Origin of the sequence: Proteiniphilum saccharofermentans (assembly GCF_900095135.1) — a bacterium.
In the GTDB taxonomy this organism is placed as follows: Bacteria; Bacteroidota; Bacteroidia; order Bacteroidales; family Dysgonomonadaceae; genus Proteiniphilum; species Proteiniphilum saccharofermentans.
On sequence record NZ_LT605205.1, the window covers coordinates 4,061,229 to 4,078,207 of the forward strand.

Here is a 16,979-nt window from a genome sequence, read left to right on the forward strand (position 1 = left end):
GATGATACATAGTGTTTTGGAAAATGAAAATTCATTTTCCAAAAAGATACCCTCCCCATTCCTCAGAACAATGATAGCTGTGCGGCCGATGGGCTTTTGTTCCGACTCTTCATCCGTTTGGGATATGCACGCCTGCCTTCGGTCACAACCCAAGTCAAATCCAAATGGCTTATCAAATGCATTCGCAACAATGCGGCTATGGTTGAAAATGCCTTTTTGCTTTCAGATTTGGTTTGAATCACCTGCAAAAGCAAAAAGGCGATCAATGTACACCAAACTTGTGTTTTTATACCGTTTTCCGTGTCGGAATAAAAATAGGTGAGTTGGAAGTTCTGTTTTAAACTTTTGAAGGTCGTCTCGATTAACCACCTGTTTTTATAAGCCAAGGCAACTTCCTCATCCGTTATTTCCCAATTATTGGTTATGAACTTGTATTTTCTGCCTTCCTCATCTTTATACCAGACTAAACGCAAGCATAAAGTTTTCACCTGTTTGGATTTCTTCTTCTTTTTTTTCCCTCGACTTCGATTTCAACGGTTTCCTTATAGTTTATGTGGATATGCTCCGTTTTAAAAACGCCATATTCACCTTTCTCCAACTTCTTTTCAAACAGGACTTCCTGAACTTCATATTTTGCATTGTCTTTTAGCCGGCAAACGTAATTTACACCCGTTTGGGTCCATTTGGCATATTGCAGGTAATAGTTGTACGCCTTGTCAAAGACTATCATGCTGCCCGGAGCCAAATTCAGATATTGCAAAAAGTTCTTGTCATGCATCTTTGCCTCGCTTATCTTCACAAATTGTGGCGTGTCGGCATGGATATCGGTCAGCATGTGGACTTTCAATCCGCCTTTCTTTTTCCCTTCGCCTTTAGGATTACGACCCACTCCTTTCATTATGTCCGAGAACAGGGTTATTGTACTTGAGTCAAATGCATAAAATTCTTCAAAACTAATGCCTTCTTTGCGGCGTTTCCTTTTGCGGCTGACCGACAAAAATGGAGAAAAATGGGCTATCAATGCGAAATAGAACAGTCGGAACAATTCTTCGTCCCTATCACGTAACGCGTCTCCGGCCGTACTTTTGGCAGGTGAACTTTCCATCCCAAGATAATTCAGCTTACCCGCCAAAGCCCGCATTCCATCACAAACCTCCCCCATCGAGTCACAACGGGAAAATATGCCAAAGAGCATTACCATTAACTGCTCCCATGAAAAAAAGGTCTTATAATACCTGTCTGTTTTCATTCTTATCACCAACTCATCAAACTTCTCCTTGGGGATTATATTGATAATTTGTTTGAACACCGGCTGACCGACTAAATTCTTTTTGTTAACTTTGTCCATGTCGATTTTATTTTTTTGCGACAATAAAAATACGACATTCGGGTGAAACCGGAAAACGGGAGTAGCCCGATTCTTCTTTAATTATTTTAGTCGGTCAGTAGTGAGGAAATATATTGAATAAAAAGATTCCTCTCTTCCAAAAATCAGAACTTATCGCACGCTGAATTCAGGGAAGCAACTCTTTCATTGAAAAGCAAACATACTATTTATTCTTCGATTTCAGTCGATAACGTTGTTTTTCTTGGTGTATGTTTGTTATAAAGAAAAAGCACCTACCGAAATAAATCGATAAGTGCTTAATACTGAACGAGCGGCAAACGAGACTCGAACTCGCGACCCCCAGCTTGGGAAGCTAATGCTCTACCGACTGAGCTATTGCCGCATTACAGATGCAAAAATAATCAATTTTCATATAATTCCTCTCGGAATAGGAAAAAATTATTTACCTTTGCACCCACAATTGACCGGGATGTAGCACAGTTGGCTAGCGCGCCACGTTCGGGACGTGGAGGTCGGGTGTTCGAGTCACCTCATCCCGACATTAAAAAGGCTGAATGTCAGCCTTTTTTTATTCCTCTTTCGGCGGATTCAGGTAACTCTGCAAAGCTTGCACGTACAGTTGAAAAGCATGCATGCCTTTTTGCGTAATGCGGCAGACAGTACGTGTACGCTTACCGGCGAATCCCCGTTCCACATCAATATACCCTGCTTCGTTCAGTTTGTCGATCTGCACGCTGAGGTTACCGGCAGTAGCACCGGTCTTCTCGCGGAGATAAACGAAATCTGCCTCTTCCACCGAAATAAGGATGGACATCACAGCGAGACGAAGTTCGGAATGTAATAAAGGATCGAGCGATGCAAACATAACTATCCCCTTCCTTTTGCATAGAGAATATGACCGGGAATGACCATCATCACAAGAAATAAGCCGGCAAAAACCAATATCTGATCTGTACCTTGCGTAAACAGGCAGGCAAGTGATAACACAATTCCCACAAACCCGGCAACCGCTATCGGGGTAAAGCGTATAACCAGCCCGGTGATTGCGGTACCACTCCCCATCAGCAGAATAACGATGAACAGTATCGGTAAATTCCAGAAAAACATAGCTGTTATCGATATCATAAAACCGGTCACCCCTATCACTATCCAGACATACCCAACTACCCTGTCGATATAGGTTTTGACGCCTTTTTCATATTTCCTGATAAGAACGAACATCATAGGACCGGCTATCACCGGGATCAGAAACCACAAATAATGTATCCGGTAATCCCCTGTTGTTGATAAAAAATACCATATCAGCAAAGACACCACAATCGTAGTATATCCCCAGACAAGAAATGGCATTCCGTTGCTTTTCTCCAATTTCCGTTGCGTGTTTTGAATCATTCGAGCGATAAGTTCTAAACTCTCTTTCTCATTTAATTGTCTCTCTTCCATTGTTTTTATTTTTAATATTCAAATCGGTTTATATTTTAAACTATAATCATACTACAAATATAAATCAGTTTATAATATAAACCAAATAAATCGTAAGAAAATTGAATAAAATAATAAAAAACATCTACATTTGTGTCGTAACTTTTATCTCTTTGAAGATTTGCACTATGAGAAACATCGCAGTTCTATTTGTCATTTTTCAGTCACTCACCTGTCTTTCGCAGTCATCTTCCAGCGAGATAATAAACCGAACCTCCCATTTCATATTTAATAGTAACGGAATGGTACAGATTGACACCGTATTAATGCAAATAAACGACAGGAATGCGGATACAGAGATCATCATACCCTATTCCAAAGGAGATAAGATAAGTGTAGATATTGTCCGGCTTGAAGATCAGGACGGAAATATTATCCGGAAGTTGAAGAAAAACGAAATTAAAGACCGTAGTTTTATTTCTGCGGTATCGTTATACGAAGATGATTTTGTGAAATATTTCGATCTGAAGCACGATAAATTTCCTTACCGTATCTTCTACGTCTCCTGGATCCACTATGCAAAATCACTGAATATTGTCGATATAGATCATGCCAGATCTAAAACACCTGTCCATTCGAGCACTTTAATCGTAGAAGTACCGATAAAAGATTCCATAAGATACAAATATGAAAATGTGGAAAGTCCCAAAACAGCTGTACAGAACCGGTTCAGGAAATATATCTGGAAATATGGTTACATACCGCCGTCATCTGCTGACATCTATCGCCTGGACAAGGATCTGAAAGCCCCGTCCATCCACATTGTTCCCTTGCATTTCAAATACGGTGAGGCCGGAAGCTTTGAGTCCTGGAAATCCTTTGGAAATTGGATATTCCGCCTGAATAAAAATAAAGACAAACTACCGGCAGAAGAGTGTCAACGAATTGACAACTTACTCAGGAATACTCACAGCCAAAAGCAAAAAGTTGAAATTCTTTACCGGTATCTTCAGGATTATACGAGATATATCAATGTGAGTATTAAATTAGGAGGTCTTCAAACTTATCCGGCCAGCTATGTTTGTAATAATAAGTATGGCGATTGTAAAGCCCTTACCAATTATTTGCAATCCATGTTGAAATATGCAGGTATACCATCATATTATACACTTATCGAAGCCGGCACAAAAATCTCTGAATTGGATGTTAACTTTCCTTCTCAAGCATTTAACCATGTCATACTGACCGTACCGCTTGAAGAAGATACCGTTTTCCTGGAATGCACCGATAAAAATATTCCGTTCGGATACATCGGTACTTTTATACAAGGCAGGAAAGCGCTTTTGGTCGATGAGAATGACAGCCGGCTGATTCCGATTCCGGCACTACAGCCGGACGATGTGCTCTGTTCCCGGACTATAGAGGTAAAAACGGATATACAGCAAATCCATCTATCGGAAGTTCAGAAAGGTCATAAATATGAATTTTTTAATTATGCAGCCAAAGAATTGGGTAAAGATAGAGTAGATAATATTATCCGTAGTCAGATTTTTTCAGGCAAAGCGGAACTTATTGATTATGAATTAAACTCCAACAACAGACAATCTCCTGAGATCAGTCTGACCGCCCGATTCAAAGCTGAAAATATATATAAAGAATACGGTAAGAATATAATTCTTTCACCCTTCCCGATGGATTTTAAAGACTTTGAAACTCCCGACCAAAGGACAACCGGTGTACAAATCAATTATCCTGAATTTTACCAGGATACAATTATTTACGAGATACCCGACAAAGAAATTATCAAAATCCCGGAAAAGGTATTTGTTGAGACTGATTTCGGGAAATATGAAATCTCTTTTGACCTAAAAAATCACACATTGGTTTGTTACAAAACTTTTCTATTATACCCAGGTAAGTATCCTATTGAAAGATATGACGAATTCTTCCGGTTCATTCAAACGATGAAGAACAACGAATTGAAAAATATCCATATCGAAATTCTTTAATGAAACATACCCAACTAATGTATATGATGAAAAAAATGCTATCCTGTCTCTTTTCTTCTTTTTGGCCATAATGGGATTTGCCCAGGAAGAGAAATATTCACTCGATTTCGGAAGAGTAACCCAGTACGAAATGGTTATGAAAGAGTATGAAAATGATCCCGATGCGGATGCCGTCATACTTTACAATCAGGGAGAATACTTTTATTCGGGAAACTACGAGCAGGACGGTTTCCTGCTCCGCATGAAAAAGCAGATTAAGATTAAAATTCTCAAGCAGTCGGGCGTACAGTATGCCAATTTCGAAATTCCGATATTTAATGGAAATTCGGGGTGGGAATCCATCGAAAGTATTGAAGGCACCACATATAACATAGACCAAGGCTTTACTCAAACAAAATTAGAAACAAGGAACATATTCGAAGAGAAAGTGGACGATGATGTCCGCGTCAAAAAAATCGCTCTCTCAGATGTACGTCCCGGCTCGGTCATCGAACTAAGCTATACCATTGTAACCCCTTATTTTTTCAATATGCGACGATGGTATTTCCAGCAAAAGATACCGGTTATTTTCAGCCACTTAAAATACAAAGCAATTCCATATTATGAATATGTATATATACTTAAGGGAACCGATAAATTAGATATTTTCACCGCCACTACACCCAGCAGTGAAATCCAATTCAGGAATCTCAGATACCGGGAAGTAATTTATAACTTCGGGATGAATAATCTTCCTGCCTTTAAAGATGAAGAATTTATTTCTTCCATCGACGATTATATGATTAATATCAATTTCCAGCTTTCAAAGTTTCATCACCCCAACGGAGGAAGCAGAGATATCATGACCACATGGCCGGCCATGTGCGATGAATTCCTAAAGAACGATTATTTCGGAAAATATATCAAAGATGTAGAGAAGCAAGCCTCTAAAATTATGTCCGGAATCGAACTTAAAGATAAATCTGCACAGGAAAAGATTGAAATCATCACCGAATTTGTTAAATCGAAATACAGATGGAACGGGTTCTCAGGAAAATTTGCAGATGTGAATCTGAAAGATTTTTTAAAACAGCAAAGCGGAAATACCGGAAACATCAATTTACTGCTTGCAGGACTATTAAAATCAGAAGGGATAGAGGCATACCCCGTCATATTAAGTACCCGGGGCAATGGTACCATCAGTTTTTCCCATCCGTTTCAACATTTTTTTAATTATGTCATTGTATTGGTAGAGATCGATAACAGGATTATACTTCTTGATGCGACTGATCCTCTTTTGTATTATGCCGTATTGCCTGAAAAATGTATGAATGTAGAGGGGTTAGTGATAAAACCACAATCAGAGGAATGGATTACAATTCAACAAAAAACCTCATCGACATTACAGAAAAATTTAAAGTCGGAAATTAATCCGGAGACAAATGCCTTTCGGATCTGATGATACTGGTTAAGGAGTGAGAAAAATGAATTGCGGTTGTGAAATCTTATTCCCCATTCGTATCTTTCATAATTGGAATTCCGCGCTTCACGCTCTGGCTGAGTGAGATCATCGTCTCTGTGGCTACTACACCCGGTATCTCCTGGATGCGGTTATTCAGCAGATCCATCAGATGCTCATTGTCACGTGCAAATATCTTCACCAGAAGGGTATAGGGGCCGGTGGTAAAATGGCATTCGGTCACTTCAGGTATCTTATCGAACTCGGGGATCACATTCTTATACATCGATCCTTTTTCGAGTTTTACCCCGATATAAGCACTGGAGGCATAACCAAGCACTTTTGGGTTTACATGGTATCCGGAACCGGTAATCACATCATTTTCGATCATCCGTTGCACACGTTGATGGATAGCGGCACGCGACACACCGCACTGCTCCGCCACATCTCTGAAAGGAATCCGGGCATTTTGGGAAATGATCTCCAGAATCTGCCGATCTAACTTGTCTATTTTTTCCATAGGTGTCTGCTTTTGATTGATCCTTCAAAAGTAATAAATTTCTATGATATTTTGACAAAATGGAATGATATTTTTTGAATTAGCCCACTTTTCTATACCATTTACTGAAGAAAATACCGAAAACCTATCGATTTGCCATCAACTGGTAGTAATAATCGGCAAGTGCCATATCGAAAGGGGTGGTGATTTTGATATTGGTCACCTCCCCCTCAACCAGTTGAATACCCATACCCCATTTCTCCGCTACCGATGCATCGTCGGTAAAAGAAGGATCAAAACCGGCCTCATAAGATTTTTTCAATTCCCCCGCCGGAAAGACCTGTGGTGTCTGAACGAGTTTCAACTGTTTCCGGTCGACCATCCGGCTTCCTGTTCCGGTGAGCTGACGCACACTGTTTACTTCATCCACCACGGGGATCACTCCGCATTGATTTTCGAAAGCAGTATCAAAACATCGTCCTATCAGTCCGGATGTTACAAAAGGACGTGCGCCGTCATGGACTCCCACTATCTCATCTGCCGAAATTTCTTCTAACCCGTTTTTCACGGAATGGAATCGTGTTTCTCCACCAGGCACGACTGTATGCGGGACAGAGAATCGATGTTCCTCGCACAATTGCGACCACAACAACTGCGCTTCCTCCGGAAGCACCACGACAATACGTATCCTGTAGTCATAATCATAAAAAGCTTTGATGGTATGTGTCAACATGGGTTCACCCCCGATGGGTTGGAACTGTTTAGGCAACTCCCCTCCTGCCCGTAGTCCTTTACCTCCGGCTACAATAATGACGCTCTGCTTCTTTTCAGGGATCATGCGATATCATCTAAAATTTTCTGTAGTTCTTTATCGGTTTTGGTCAGCTTTTCCTTACAAAAAGCGATCAGTTCCGATGCCCTTTTTACTTTCTCGGTAAGGGCATCTACATCCAATTCACCCGACTCAATAGCAAAGACAATTGCTTCGAGTTCTTTTTTGGCTTCTGTATAAGTGATTTTTTTCATGCTCTCATTAAAATATTACTACTCTCAAATTGATTTGTGCCTCTCTTTTTCAATCTCGCTCAATCTCATTCAATCTTTCTCATGAGGCTTCCGGGGAACAACCTGCGTGATAACAGAGGTAGAAAAACCATCCCTAAAACGGGTTTCTATAACATCTTCCACGGAGAGGTCATTCAACGAAGTCACAATTCTTCCGTTCTTTAGTGTGAGGGTATAGCCGCGTTTGAGGATATTCACGGGAGAAACCATCTGAATGAATTGCTCCCTGTTTTCCAACAGATGGGATTGATGCTGCAACAAGTGCTTCACCCCATATTTCATCTTTCCTGAAAGCTGCTGTATTACAGATACTTCTCTTTGTATCATAAGGGAGGATTGATGCACCAGTTCTTTGGACAACGAAAAAAGATCCGTTTGCTCTTTCAATAACCTCGATTCACTTTCAGATACTATCCTCTCTTCCAGGTCGAGAAGTTCTGTCGCCACACGGTTCAGACGAGCTATAAAAAACTCGGCTACCGCTGTGGGCGTCTTCGCACGGGTATGCGCCACTATATCCAATACAGTGATATCCCGTTCATGGCCTATACCGCTTATCACCGGAAGAGGGAACTGCGCTACGTTGGTCGCCAGAAGGTAAGAGTCGAAACAGCTCAGGTCTGACGACGCACCCCCACCCCGGATAATGGCCACTGCATCGAACAAATCCCTGTATTGAAAGACTTTTTCCAGGGCTGCTATAATAGAAGCCTCGCTCCTGTCGCCCTGCATAATCGCCGGGAACAATCTGGTATAGAAAACTAGTCCCCCCGGATTGTTTGCCAACTGATCACAAAAATCCTCATAACCTGCGGCAGTAGGCGACGAAATGACCGCGATCCGGTTTGCCAATTCCGGTAACTCCAACTCCCTGTTAAGTGTTAAAACCCCTTCTTGCTCCAGTTGCTTTAATATGAGTTGCCTGTTACGTGCTATTTCTCCGAGGGTGAATGAAGGATCGATATCTACTACGGTAAGTGAATACCCGTAAAGTTCATGGAACTCAACCGAAACACGCACCAATACACTGATCCCCGACGTGAACTGCTGACCGGTCTCATCTTCGAAATAGGCAGACAGCATCTGGAAGACGTTCGCCCAGATCACCCCCCTTGCTTTTGCAATGATGGATTGTGTTACAGCATCTTTTTCTATAAATTCGAGATAACAATGCCCGTTGCGGTTACGGCGCACATCACTTGTCTCCGCCCGCATCCAGTAGGTTCCCGGCAGATGATCGCGGATAGCATCCTTCACCTGACGGTTGAGTTCAGATAATGTAAGAGAAGATTCGTTCATAATCAGATCTCCACCTTATATATACGTTGCTTAAACGGCTCTTCCGTCACGAAATAGAGGAATCGGTTATTTTTGAGAATCCCTTCCTGAAGTGGAACAAGGAGTGTATTCTCATCTTTGAATCTATGTGCAGAAATCAAATAGCCCGATTCATCGAGAACCCTGAAGGAGTAGGAAGAAGGTGAAAACACCGGATCAGACAGACTCACTACATAATTGCCGGATAACTCCGGACGAATATCCCATCCGTTGTCGGCCACTTTCTGGGGATAGATCTCCAATTTCCCCAATACCTCTTTCATTGCCCGATGAAAATCAGGAATGCCATGTCCATATATGGAATCAGGGGTGAGATACCTGTCGGAGGAGCGCTTCACAATATCTATCAACTCCGAACGGTGCAGGGCAGGGTTCACCGACCATAGTGATGTTATCAGCCCGGTCAAAAAAGGAGATGAGAGGGAAGTACCGTTCGTGTGTACTATTGCCCCATCCCGGCCAATGGTAATGGTTTCTCTCCCCACGGAAACCAGATCCGGCTTGATACGGTTATCAGCCGTCAACCCGTGGGAACTGAAAGAGGCAATAATACTGTCCGTACCTACAGCTCCCACTGCGAGTACATTTTTTGCATCAGCCGGCGGGGTAATCTTTTGCCATGACTTATTTCCTTCGTTGCCGGCGCTTACTACTATTAATATTCCTTTTTCGTAGGCTATATCGGCAGCCTGCGACATAATCGACACACTTCCATCCAGTTCGGCATGCGTATAATTTAATAACTTGTCGTCAAAAGAATTGTATCCCAGTGATGTATTGATAATATCCACTCCCAGGCTGTCCGCAAATTCAACAGCACGCACCCAATAATCCTCCTCTACCGGGAACTCACTCGTAGTATCCTCAGACCGCAGCAACCAATAGGTCGCTTGCGGTGCAGAACCCATCATTACTCCCGGCAGATCGGTCGCCATTGTGGATAACACTTTGGTACCATGGTCACTGGAGGCAAATATACTTCCGGATGGCACAAAATCCATATAACCTCCCAACCTGACTGACTCAAAGCGAGGGATCACATCAAAATTGGTAAATCCCGCATCGATCACACCTACCAGCATATCTTTACCTTTAAATCCGGCGTCGGCCATTACAACAGCATTATGCATCCTGAACTGTGCATCGGTAACCCCATATTCGGTATCAGCCACCACATATTCATCACAATCCACCGGCAACAAACGGGGACGAGCCCTTTCTCCGGCAGGCAAACCGGTTCCCCGCCAGATATATTTCACCGAATCGACAAACGAGAGAGACTCGATATTTCCGATCCTAACACTGTCGCTAACCTCCACTACAAGGGTACTGAACCACTTACTATATGTGATAACTTTTCCACCGGCTTTCTCTACCAGTGTAAAATAGTCGGATGAGATAGGCAGATCCGACTTATCAATCGCCACTTTTTCTTTCTTTTTCCTTTCGATTGCGCGTCGGGAGAGAAAGGTTTCAGGCTTATCGGGGGAATGGGGAATATTTCCTTTGTCTTTCAGATAGACACGGAATTTATAATATTGCGGATGGTACGGCGTCTGCCCGGAAGCGAGGAGTGTAAAAAGGGATAAAAAAAACAGGAACAAATACCTCATTGATTCAAATCTTTTTTGGAGGAGAATCGATCTCTTATTTTTTGTCTCCTCTTAAGGATAAAGAAGAGCAGTATTACCATCAACAAACAGATCCCGATAATCCCGAAGTACTCGCTCCAGTTTCCGGATGCCTTATATCGGGGATAAGCCATCACGGCCATAATGGCAAAATAGGCCAGCAAGACCATCGGGAAGAGTATATGTCTTTTAATCTTTCGGCTCATTGACTGACGACATTACATTCGCAAAACGTTCAATTTTCTCTTTCGAGATCGCAACGACCAGGTCTCCCTTCTCTATCATCCGGCTAGTGACTACACGTTCCCAGAAACTCAGTTTCAATTTGTCAATCTCTCCACCAAAGTAATCGCGTACTACAGCTTTATGGTTAAGGATTTCCGGGAAAGCGTCATCGAGTTGCTGTTGTGCTCTCTCACCCGAATAGATGCAGTTGATAAACAGGCCGAGCCGTTTTGTGGCGAGTAATTCAAGATTGTCGTTGCAAAAAGATGATATCTCTTGTTGTATCTTTCCACTATGGATGGATCCTCCCACGATGACGGCTTCATAGCCTGAGAGATCGGGCAGAAAATCCCTTCTGTTCAGGTTACAGATATCCACCTTACCGTCTATCCGCCTAAACAACTCCCGTACACATTTTTCTACCGTGCCGTGATTGGATGCAAAGACAATCAGCGTATTGTCCATGGGTGGCTATTTCAAATTCTCCAACGTTTCAACAAGATAATCGTAGCATTTCCCCACAGTAGATATCTGAACCGCTTCATCGGGCGAGTGCGCCCCGGTGATAGTCGGCCCGAAAGAGACAATATCCAATTTTTGTTCCACGTTCGACTGGATGATACCGCATTCCAGTCCGGCATGGATCACTACCACTTTAGGTCTTTCACCATATTTCTCCAGATAGATCTTCTCCATGGTGTGCAGCAATTCGGAACCGGCATTAGGCTGCCAACCCGGATAATCACCACCGAAATCAACTTTTGCTCCGGCCAGATGGAAAAGGCTCTCTACTGAAGAGCAGATCCAATCCTTACGGCTTTCAGAAGAGCTACGCACCAACAATTTTATATCGACACTATCACCTGAAGAGTGGACTAGTGCAAGGTTCAGCGAACTCTCCACTACCCCCGGAAAATCGGCCAGATAGCTGACCACACCATTAGGACAAGCTTCTACCGCATTAATAATATCATCCTGCACCTCTTCGGGGAAGAGGGCTTCAGGCATATCGATCTTCTCGGCTTTGAATGAGATATTCTCTTCAATACCGGCAAAGTCTTCCCTGAAGAGTTCCTCATATTCACCCACCAGATCGATCAGGTCGTCGGAAAGCTGCCCGGGGATAGTCAGTACCACAAATGATTCACGTGGGATAGCGTTACGCAGCGACCCACCCTGTATGCTGGCAATACGGGCTTCGTAATTGGCCACGACATCTTTCAGGAATCGGTTCATCAGTTTGTTGGCATTGGCACGTCCCAGATGTATCTGTACTCCGGAGTGTCCTCCCTTCAATCCCTGCAAACTCACTTTATAGGCCACATCACCTTCTTCAACCTCTTTATCGGGTTGAAAACGGAAGGAGACATTCACATCCCTGCCTCCGGCACAGCCGATACAGAGTTCACCATCCTCTTCGGTGTCGAGGTTGAGCATTATTGAACCTTCCAGGAATCCTTTCTCCAGACCATTCGCACCATCCATCCCGACTTCCTCGTCGATAGTAAAAAGTGCTTCAAGCGGAGGATGCTGCAGGGAATCATCTTCCAGCACAGCCATCATCATGGCACAACCGATGCCGTTGTCGGAACCCAACGTAGTAGAACGGGCTTTTACCCATTCTCCGTCGATATATGTTTCTATGGGATCTGTAGTAAAATCATGTTCCACACCCGCATTTTTTTGAGGTACCATATCAAGGTGTGATTGCAGGATCACTCCTTTACTACTTTCATACCCTTTTGAAGCCGGTTTTCTTATCACCACATTACCCACGCCATCCTGTTTTGTTTCCAAATTGAGCGATTTCCCAAAATCCGTCACGAAACGGGTCACCTCTTCCATCTGTCCGGTGGGACGGGGTATCTGTGTAAGTGAATAAAAATGTTTCCAAACTCTTTGCGGGTCTAAATTCAAAATTTCTACTGCAGCCATATCATTATAATTTTTGTTCTCTTTTCACATACGGCATGGCGAGTACGCCAAAAAGTCCGTAGAGTATCTGCCATACCGATTGGACGGTAAACACTGCTCCGGCAAACGCAAGTGCATGATTCTCTGCCACTCCCAGGATAAGGAGAGAAGAGATTACTGTAAAGTGCCACGGCCCTATTCCACCCTGTACAGGGACAGAAATACCGATAATAGTCATTGCGAAGACGATCAAACCGGCCAAAGGGCCAAGATCTTTCGTGAAATCAAACGCATAAAAGCAAATGTAAAAATACAAATAAAAACATAACCAGACCAGTATCGTGTAAATTATTATACGTTTTTTCTCTTTCATCTGCATGATCAGTTTCAGATCATACTTAAGCGTACTAATGAATTTATCAATCTTCACCATTAGTGCGGTTTTCCTGAAAACCGTAAGCATAAGCACTATAAACAGCACTACAACAGCCAACCCCATATAGATCCAGGCTGAAGCAAACAGATTTGTAAAACCTTCGGCAAACTGGGGGTTATCACGCAGATAGGAGACAAAGAAATCGATATAGAGCAATACGCTGACAAAAATAATAACCAGTCCCGTGACCACCTCCATCATCTTATCGATCAAAAAGGTCTCAAGAGTTTTGGAGAAAGGGATCTTATCGTACCGGCTCACCACACCGCAACGCCACACATCTCCTGCCCGAGGCAATACAAAGTTGACGGCAAAATTCCCCCACGTAGCATAGATTATACTGGCCCTGGGGGGATGATACCCGAGCGAATGCAAAAACAACTCCCACCTCAAACCCCTGATGGTGTTACCTATCAGGCCAAAGATAAGTGAGAGTATAATGATACCTATATTGGCCGATTTAATAATGGCCCATAACTCCTTTATATCAGTATTCCTATACATCGCCCAAAAAATCAGTAATCCGAGCGACAAGGAAAACAGTATCTTTAACAGGCTCTTGAACGAATCCTTATTTATTTTCACCTGTAATCCGTTATTGTCTTATACAACCATGATTATCACCTCAATGCAAAGGCATGCGGACATAAGCCGTCCGACGGCCATATCTCTTTTTTTATGAACGCATTTATCCTGTTTTACGTAATAAAATGTTACCTTTGCGGCGGTAAAGATAAGGAATAATCGCCATATTGCAATGTTTCCGGTAAAAGCAAAAAAAAACCTGGGCCAGCATTTCCTTAAAGACAAGGAAATAGCGCGCCGTATCGCAGCCACCCTCGATCAGTTTCCCTCGCTACCTGTGTTGGAGGTGGGGCCGGGGACAGGTGTGCTTACGGAATTCCTGCTGGAGAACCGGAGAGAACTTACCGTGATAGAGATCGACCGCGAATCGGTCGCCTACCTCAAAGAGCATTATCCTACACTGAATGGTAAAATTCTGGAGCAGGATTTTCTGCGGATGGATTTTGCCAACCACTTCGACACCCCTTTCTGCATTATTGGCAATTATCCCTATCATATCTCATCACAGATTTTCTTTAAAGTGCTCGATAACAAGGACTCCGTCCCTTGTTGTTCGGGTATGATTCAAAAGGAGGTTGCGGAACGCATGGTCGCTTCACCGGGCAGCAAAACTTATGGTATTCTCACTGTCTTGCTGCAGGCATGGTACGATATAGAGTACCTTTTCACGGTGAGTGAACAGGCATTTGTTCCTCCGCCCAAGGTCAAATCGGCAGTTATACGGCTTACCCGTAACAAGCGAAAGCGGCTCAACTGCAATGAAAAGTTATTCAAAATGGTAGTGAAGACAGGATTCAACCAGCGGCGAAAGATGCTCCGCAACTCAGTCAAGTCACTACTGTCCGGAGAGGATCCTTTGCCCGACGACCCGATGCTCATGAAACGACCGGAGCAACTGTCGATCGAGCAATTCGAAGAGCTGACCAATTTACTGGAACCGTTCATCAGCCGAGCCCAACCGGAAGAGAAATAGACCATTTTTGAACTAATTTGAATCACGATTAAAAAAGAGACACCATGGCGGAAGTAAAACTTTTTTATCATAAAGACGGCATCGTGAGATTGAGCCGCAGCCTCGATTTCCTAAAGTCAAACCCAATCGGCAATTTTTTATGGATCGACCTCAACGACGTGGATGAGGAGGTTGAAAACGAACTCGAGGATTTTCTCAAGATATATATCCAGGAAGAGGAAGAGATGATTGAGATCGAGATGTCGTCGCGTTACATTGAAACCAACGACACGCTAGTCGTCAACTCCAATTTCCTGTTGTCTAATTTCGAAACCGACCCCGTATCATTTATCCTCAAAAACAACATTCTGGTAACTGTCAGGAGTCAAGAGCTGATCTCTTTCCACGAGACGGTAAAGAAGATATCGGCCAACCCGCGGAACTACCCCACCGGAGCACATGTGCTGGTGGCGCTCCTGGAAACCCGCGTGGAATTCGATGCCGACATGATTGAGAATATGACCCAGAAGATTACCCAGTTGAGTAATACGCTTACCTTACAAGAAGCCGATGAGGAGTTACTGTCGGAAATCAAGAACCTGCAGGAAAAGACAATGATGCTCCGCGAAAATATCATCGACAAGCAACGTACCGTATCCAGCATGTTGCGGAGTGAATTTATCCCGGCCGAACTGCAACCCAAGCTCACCATTATCATCAAGGACATCAACTCGCTGGTAGAGCATATCAAGTTCAGTTTCGACCGCCTCGACTATCTGCAGGACACCTTCCTCGGGTATGTAAACATCGAACAGAACAAAATCATCAAGATATTCACCATCTTTAATGTCATCTTTCTGCCGCCGACGCTTGTTGCCAGTATTTACGGAATGAATTTTACCAATATGCCCGAGTATGAGTGGGTACTAGGTTATCCTTTTTCCATTGCGCTGATGGTTCTTCCGGTAGTGGGTCTGCTGATTTTCTTTAAAAAGAAGAAGTGGTTATAATGAATGTGCTAATTTACGAATATGGTAATGTGTTAATTGAATCATTAAAGCATTATATCATTCAAATTTATTAGCATTCAGCATATTATTATCATTGGCACATTGAATTGTTACTCCAACATAAAATGCATTTGGGGTTGTTTTTCGGGGAAGAGTTTGTTAAAGGGTTCTTCTTTTTTTGAGGTATGGTATCCAAGTAGTAACTGAGCCAACTCCCTTATATCAATTGTAAGTAGAGGTTCAACGATAGGAGCCCCCCTCTTCACTTTTCCGTTTTCAATCGTGAATAGGGTATTATTTTCTTTTAATAGCTCGTCATTAACCGTAATTGAAAAAGAATTCCGGCTGTGGCGTTCAGAAAAAAGACGAACTATTTTTTCCGCATCAATCACACGCGCCATCCCCATTAAATTCTTCACAGGTGGAAAATCATAAAGTGCCGCTTCCTCCACGATAGCACGGAAATCATCGAATGATTTCTGTACGGTCATATCTTTCCGCCTGAACAGGGTATCGAATTCCCGGAAGGCCGCATGCAGGTCGCCGGGATATTTTTCCACTAACGCCTTCAATGAAGGTAACTCCGTTATTCCGGCATCAAATGTTTGTGCGAAACCATACCGGTCATAAAATTCCAGCAACCACTCCTCCTGCGGAACGAGCAGCATCAACGATATATCTCTACGGGCCGCCTCTTCAAAACTTCTGACCAGCAGTTGATTTATATATCCCCTCCTTCGATATTCCGGAAGAGTAGAAACACCGGCAATATAAAGGATGGGAATTTCCGTTCCACAAAAGGTAAAAAGATAAGGCAACATCTGCAGTGATGCGATAGCTTTACCCTCTACCACGTATACCAGGGTGTTTTCGTCACGGTACTTGTGTCGAAAATAGACATCCATATAGTTGTCAGGATCGCCGAAGACGGTCTTCCATATCTCCCGGACCTGTGGCCTTATCGTTTCGTCGGCAAATTGGATCATTGCTATTCAATAGATTTCCAGTTGTTGTTCGGTTGTTGTCCAATTACTGTTCAGTTGTTACAAATAATGACACGAAGTGAATAACAGCAAAGCTGAATAACGCAAAGCGAATAACGTACAA

The 16,979-nt window shown here is 43.0% G+C and carries 18 protein-coding genes and 2 tRNA genes; 5 read left to right on the forward strand and 15 right to left on the reverse strand.

The features are described from left to right. Positions 1 to 62 precede the first annotated feature (62 nt). The 3 genes from PSM36_RS15785 to PSM36_RS15795 all read right to left on the reverse strand — a co-directional run bounded on the left by PSM36_RS15785 (position 63) and on the right by PSM36_RS15795 (position 1,730). Entirely contained in the window at positions 63 to 488 is a 426-nt protein-coding gene (locus tag PSM36_RS15785; RefSeq protein WP_076931713.1) for a transposase, read from the reverse strand. Then, positions 485 to 1,348, reverse strand: a complete 864-nt coding sequence (locus tag PSM36_RS15790; protein WP_076931714.1) for an IS4 family transposase — start codon at positions 1,346 to 1,348, stop codon at positions 485 to 487. Before PSM36_RS15790 ends, PSM36_RS15785 begins: the two co-directional genes overlap by 4 nt. A 309-nt stretch (positions 1,349 to 1,657) precedes the next feature. Next, positions 1,658 to 1,730, reverse strand: a tRNA-Gly gene (locus PSM36_RS15795). A gap of 83 nt (positions 1,731 to 1,813) precedes the next feature. Between PSM36_RS15795 and PSM36_RS15800 the strand changes: the two genes are divergently transcribed. After that, a tRNA-Pro gene (locus PSM36_RS15800) sits at positions 1,814 to 1,887 on the forward strand. Between the two features lie 29 nt (positions 1,888 to 1,916). Here the strand turns inward: PSM36_RS15800 and PSM36_RS15805 are convergent. Both PSM36_RS15805 and PSM36_RS15810 read right to left on the reverse strand, forming a co-directional pair. Beyond that, positions 1,917 to 2,213 (reverse strand): winged helix-turn-helix domain-containing protein, encoded by a 297-nt coding sequence (locus tag PSM36_RS15805; RefSeq protein ID WP_076931729.1) that lies wholly within the window; start codon positions 2,211 to 2,213, stop codon positions 1,917 to 1,919. 2 nt (positions 2,214 to 2,215) lie between these two features. Then, positions 2,216 to 2,791, reverse strand: coding sequence for a hypothetical protein (locus PSM36_RS15810; protein WP_076931730.1), 576 nt, complete (start codon positions 2,789 to 2,791; stop codon positions 2,216 to 2,218). 281 nt (positions 2,792 to 3,072) lie between these two features. Here PSM36_RS15810 and PSM36_RS15815 point away from each other — a divergent pair, with 281 nt between their 5' ends. Both PSM36_RS15815 and PSM36_RS15820 read left to right on the forward strand, forming a co-directional pair. Further along, positions 3,073 to 4,779, forward strand: a complete 1,707-nt coding sequence (locus PSM36_RS15815) for a DUF3857 domain-containing protein (RefSeq protein ID WP_083711099.1) — start codon at positions 3,073 to 3,075, stop codon at positions 4,777 to 4,779. A gap of 70 nt (positions 4,780 to 4,849) precedes the next feature. After that, entirely contained in the window at positions 4,850 to 6,217 is a 1,368-nt protein-coding gene (locus tag PSM36_RS15820; protein ID WP_232001475.1) for a DUF3857 domain-containing protein, read from the forward strand. A 46-nt stretch (positions 6,218 to 6,263) separates the two neighbouring features. On the opposite strand, the gene PSM36_RS15825 is transcribed toward PSM36_RS15820, so the two are convergent. The 9 genes from PSM36_RS15825 to PSM36_RS15865 form a co-directional block, all read right to left on the reverse strand. Further along, entirely contained in the window at positions 6,264 to 6,737 is a 474-nt protein-coding gene (locus PSM36_RS15825; RefSeq protein WP_019538472.1) for an Lrp/AsnC family transcriptional regulator, read from the reverse strand. 124 nt (positions 6,738 to 6,861) lie between these two features. After that, complete coding sequence (locus PSM36_RS15830) at positions 6,862 to 7,554, reverse strand: 2-C-methyl-D-erythritol 4-phosphate cytidylyltransferase (protein ID WP_076931732.1); 693 nt, start codon at positions 7,552 to 7,554, stop codon at positions 6,862 to 6,864. Further along, complete coding sequence (gene xseB, locus PSM36_RS15835; RefSeq protein ID WP_076931733.1) at positions 7,551 to 7,742, reverse strand: exodeoxyribonuclease VII small subunit; 192 nt, start codon at positions 7,740 to 7,742, stop codon at positions 7,551 to 7,553. The genes PSM36_RS15830 and xseB overlap by 4 nt, the downstream gene beginning before the upstream one ends. A gap of 69 nt (positions 7,743 to 7,811) precedes the next feature. Further along, positions 7,812 to 9,080 (reverse strand): exodeoxyribonuclease VII large subunit, encoded by a 1,269-nt coding sequence (gene xseA, locus PSM36_RS15840; RefSeq protein WP_076931734.1) that lies wholly within the window; start codon positions 9,078 to 9,080, stop codon positions 7,812 to 7,814. 2 nt (positions 9,081 to 9,082) lie between these two features. Continuing rightward, on the reverse strand, positions 9,083 to 10,732 hold the full coding sequence (locus PSM36_RS15845; protein WP_076931735.1) for a S8 family serine peptidase: 1,650 nt from the start codon (positions 10,730 to 10,732) through the stop codon (positions 9,083 to 9,085). Then, positions 10,729 to 10,956 carry a DUF3309 family protein gene (locus tag PSM36_RS15850; protein ID WP_076931736.1) on the reverse strand — a complete coding sequence of 76 codons (228 nt, stop codon included), beginning with the start codon at positions 10,954 to 10,956 and terminating at the stop codon, positions 10,729 to 10,731. The genes PSM36_RS15845 and PSM36_RS15850 overlap by 4 nt, the downstream gene beginning before the upstream one ends. After that, the gene (locus tag PSM36_RS15855) at positions 10,940 to 11,440 is read right to left on the reverse strand and encodes a flavodoxin domain-containing protein (protein ID WP_076931737.1); all 501 of its coding nucleotides are present in this window, start codon (positions 11,438 to 11,440) and stop codon (positions 10,940 to 10,942) included. Before PSM36_RS15855 ends, PSM36_RS15850 begins: the two co-directional genes overlap by 17 nt. Positions 11,441 to 11,446: 6 nt before the next feature. Further along, positions 11,447 to 12,910, reverse strand: a complete 1,464-nt coding sequence (locus tag PSM36_RS15860; protein ID WP_076931738.1) for an aminoacyl-histidine dipeptidase — start codon at positions 12,908 to 12,910, stop codon at positions 11,447 to 11,449. 4 nt (positions 12,911 to 12,914) lie between these two features. Next, complete coding sequence (locus tag PSM36_RS15865; RefSeq protein ID WP_083711100.1) at positions 12,915 to 13,910, reverse strand: lysylphosphatidylglycerol synthase transmembrane domain-containing protein; 996 nt, start codon at positions 13,908 to 13,910, stop codon at positions 12,915 to 12,917. A 172-nt stretch (positions 13,911 to 14,082) separates the two neighbouring features. Between PSM36_RS15865 and rsmA the strand changes: the two genes are divergently transcribed. Both rsmA and corA read left to right on the forward strand, forming a co-directional pair. Then, positions 14,083 to 14,883 carry a 16S rRNA (adenine(1518)-N(6)/adenine(1519)-N(6))-dimethyltransferase RsmA gene (gene rsmA, locus PSM36_RS15870; RefSeq protein ID WP_076931739.1) on the forward strand — a complete coding sequence of 267 codons (801 nt, stop codon included), beginning with the start codon at positions 14,083 to 14,085 and terminating at the stop codon, positions 14,881 to 14,883. A gap of 44 nt (positions 14,884 to 14,927) precedes the next feature. Next, positions 14,928 to 15,872 carry a magnesium/cobalt transporter CorA gene (gene corA, locus PSM36_RS15875; RefSeq protein ID WP_076931740.1) on the forward strand — a complete coding sequence of 315 codons (945 nt, stop codon included), beginning with the start codon at positions 14,928 to 14,930 and terminating at the stop codon, positions 15,870 to 15,872. A 110-nt stretch (positions 15,873 to 15,982) separates the two neighbouring features. Here corA and PSM36_RS15880 read toward each other — a convergent pair whose 3' ends face one another. Then, positions 15,983 to 16,858 (reverse strand): GNAT family N-acetyltransferase, encoded by an 876-nt coding sequence (locus tag PSM36_RS15880; RefSeq protein WP_076931741.1) that lies wholly within the window; start codon positions 16,856 to 16,858, stop codon positions 15,983 to 15,985. Positions 16,859 to 16,979 lie beyond the last annotated feature (121 nt).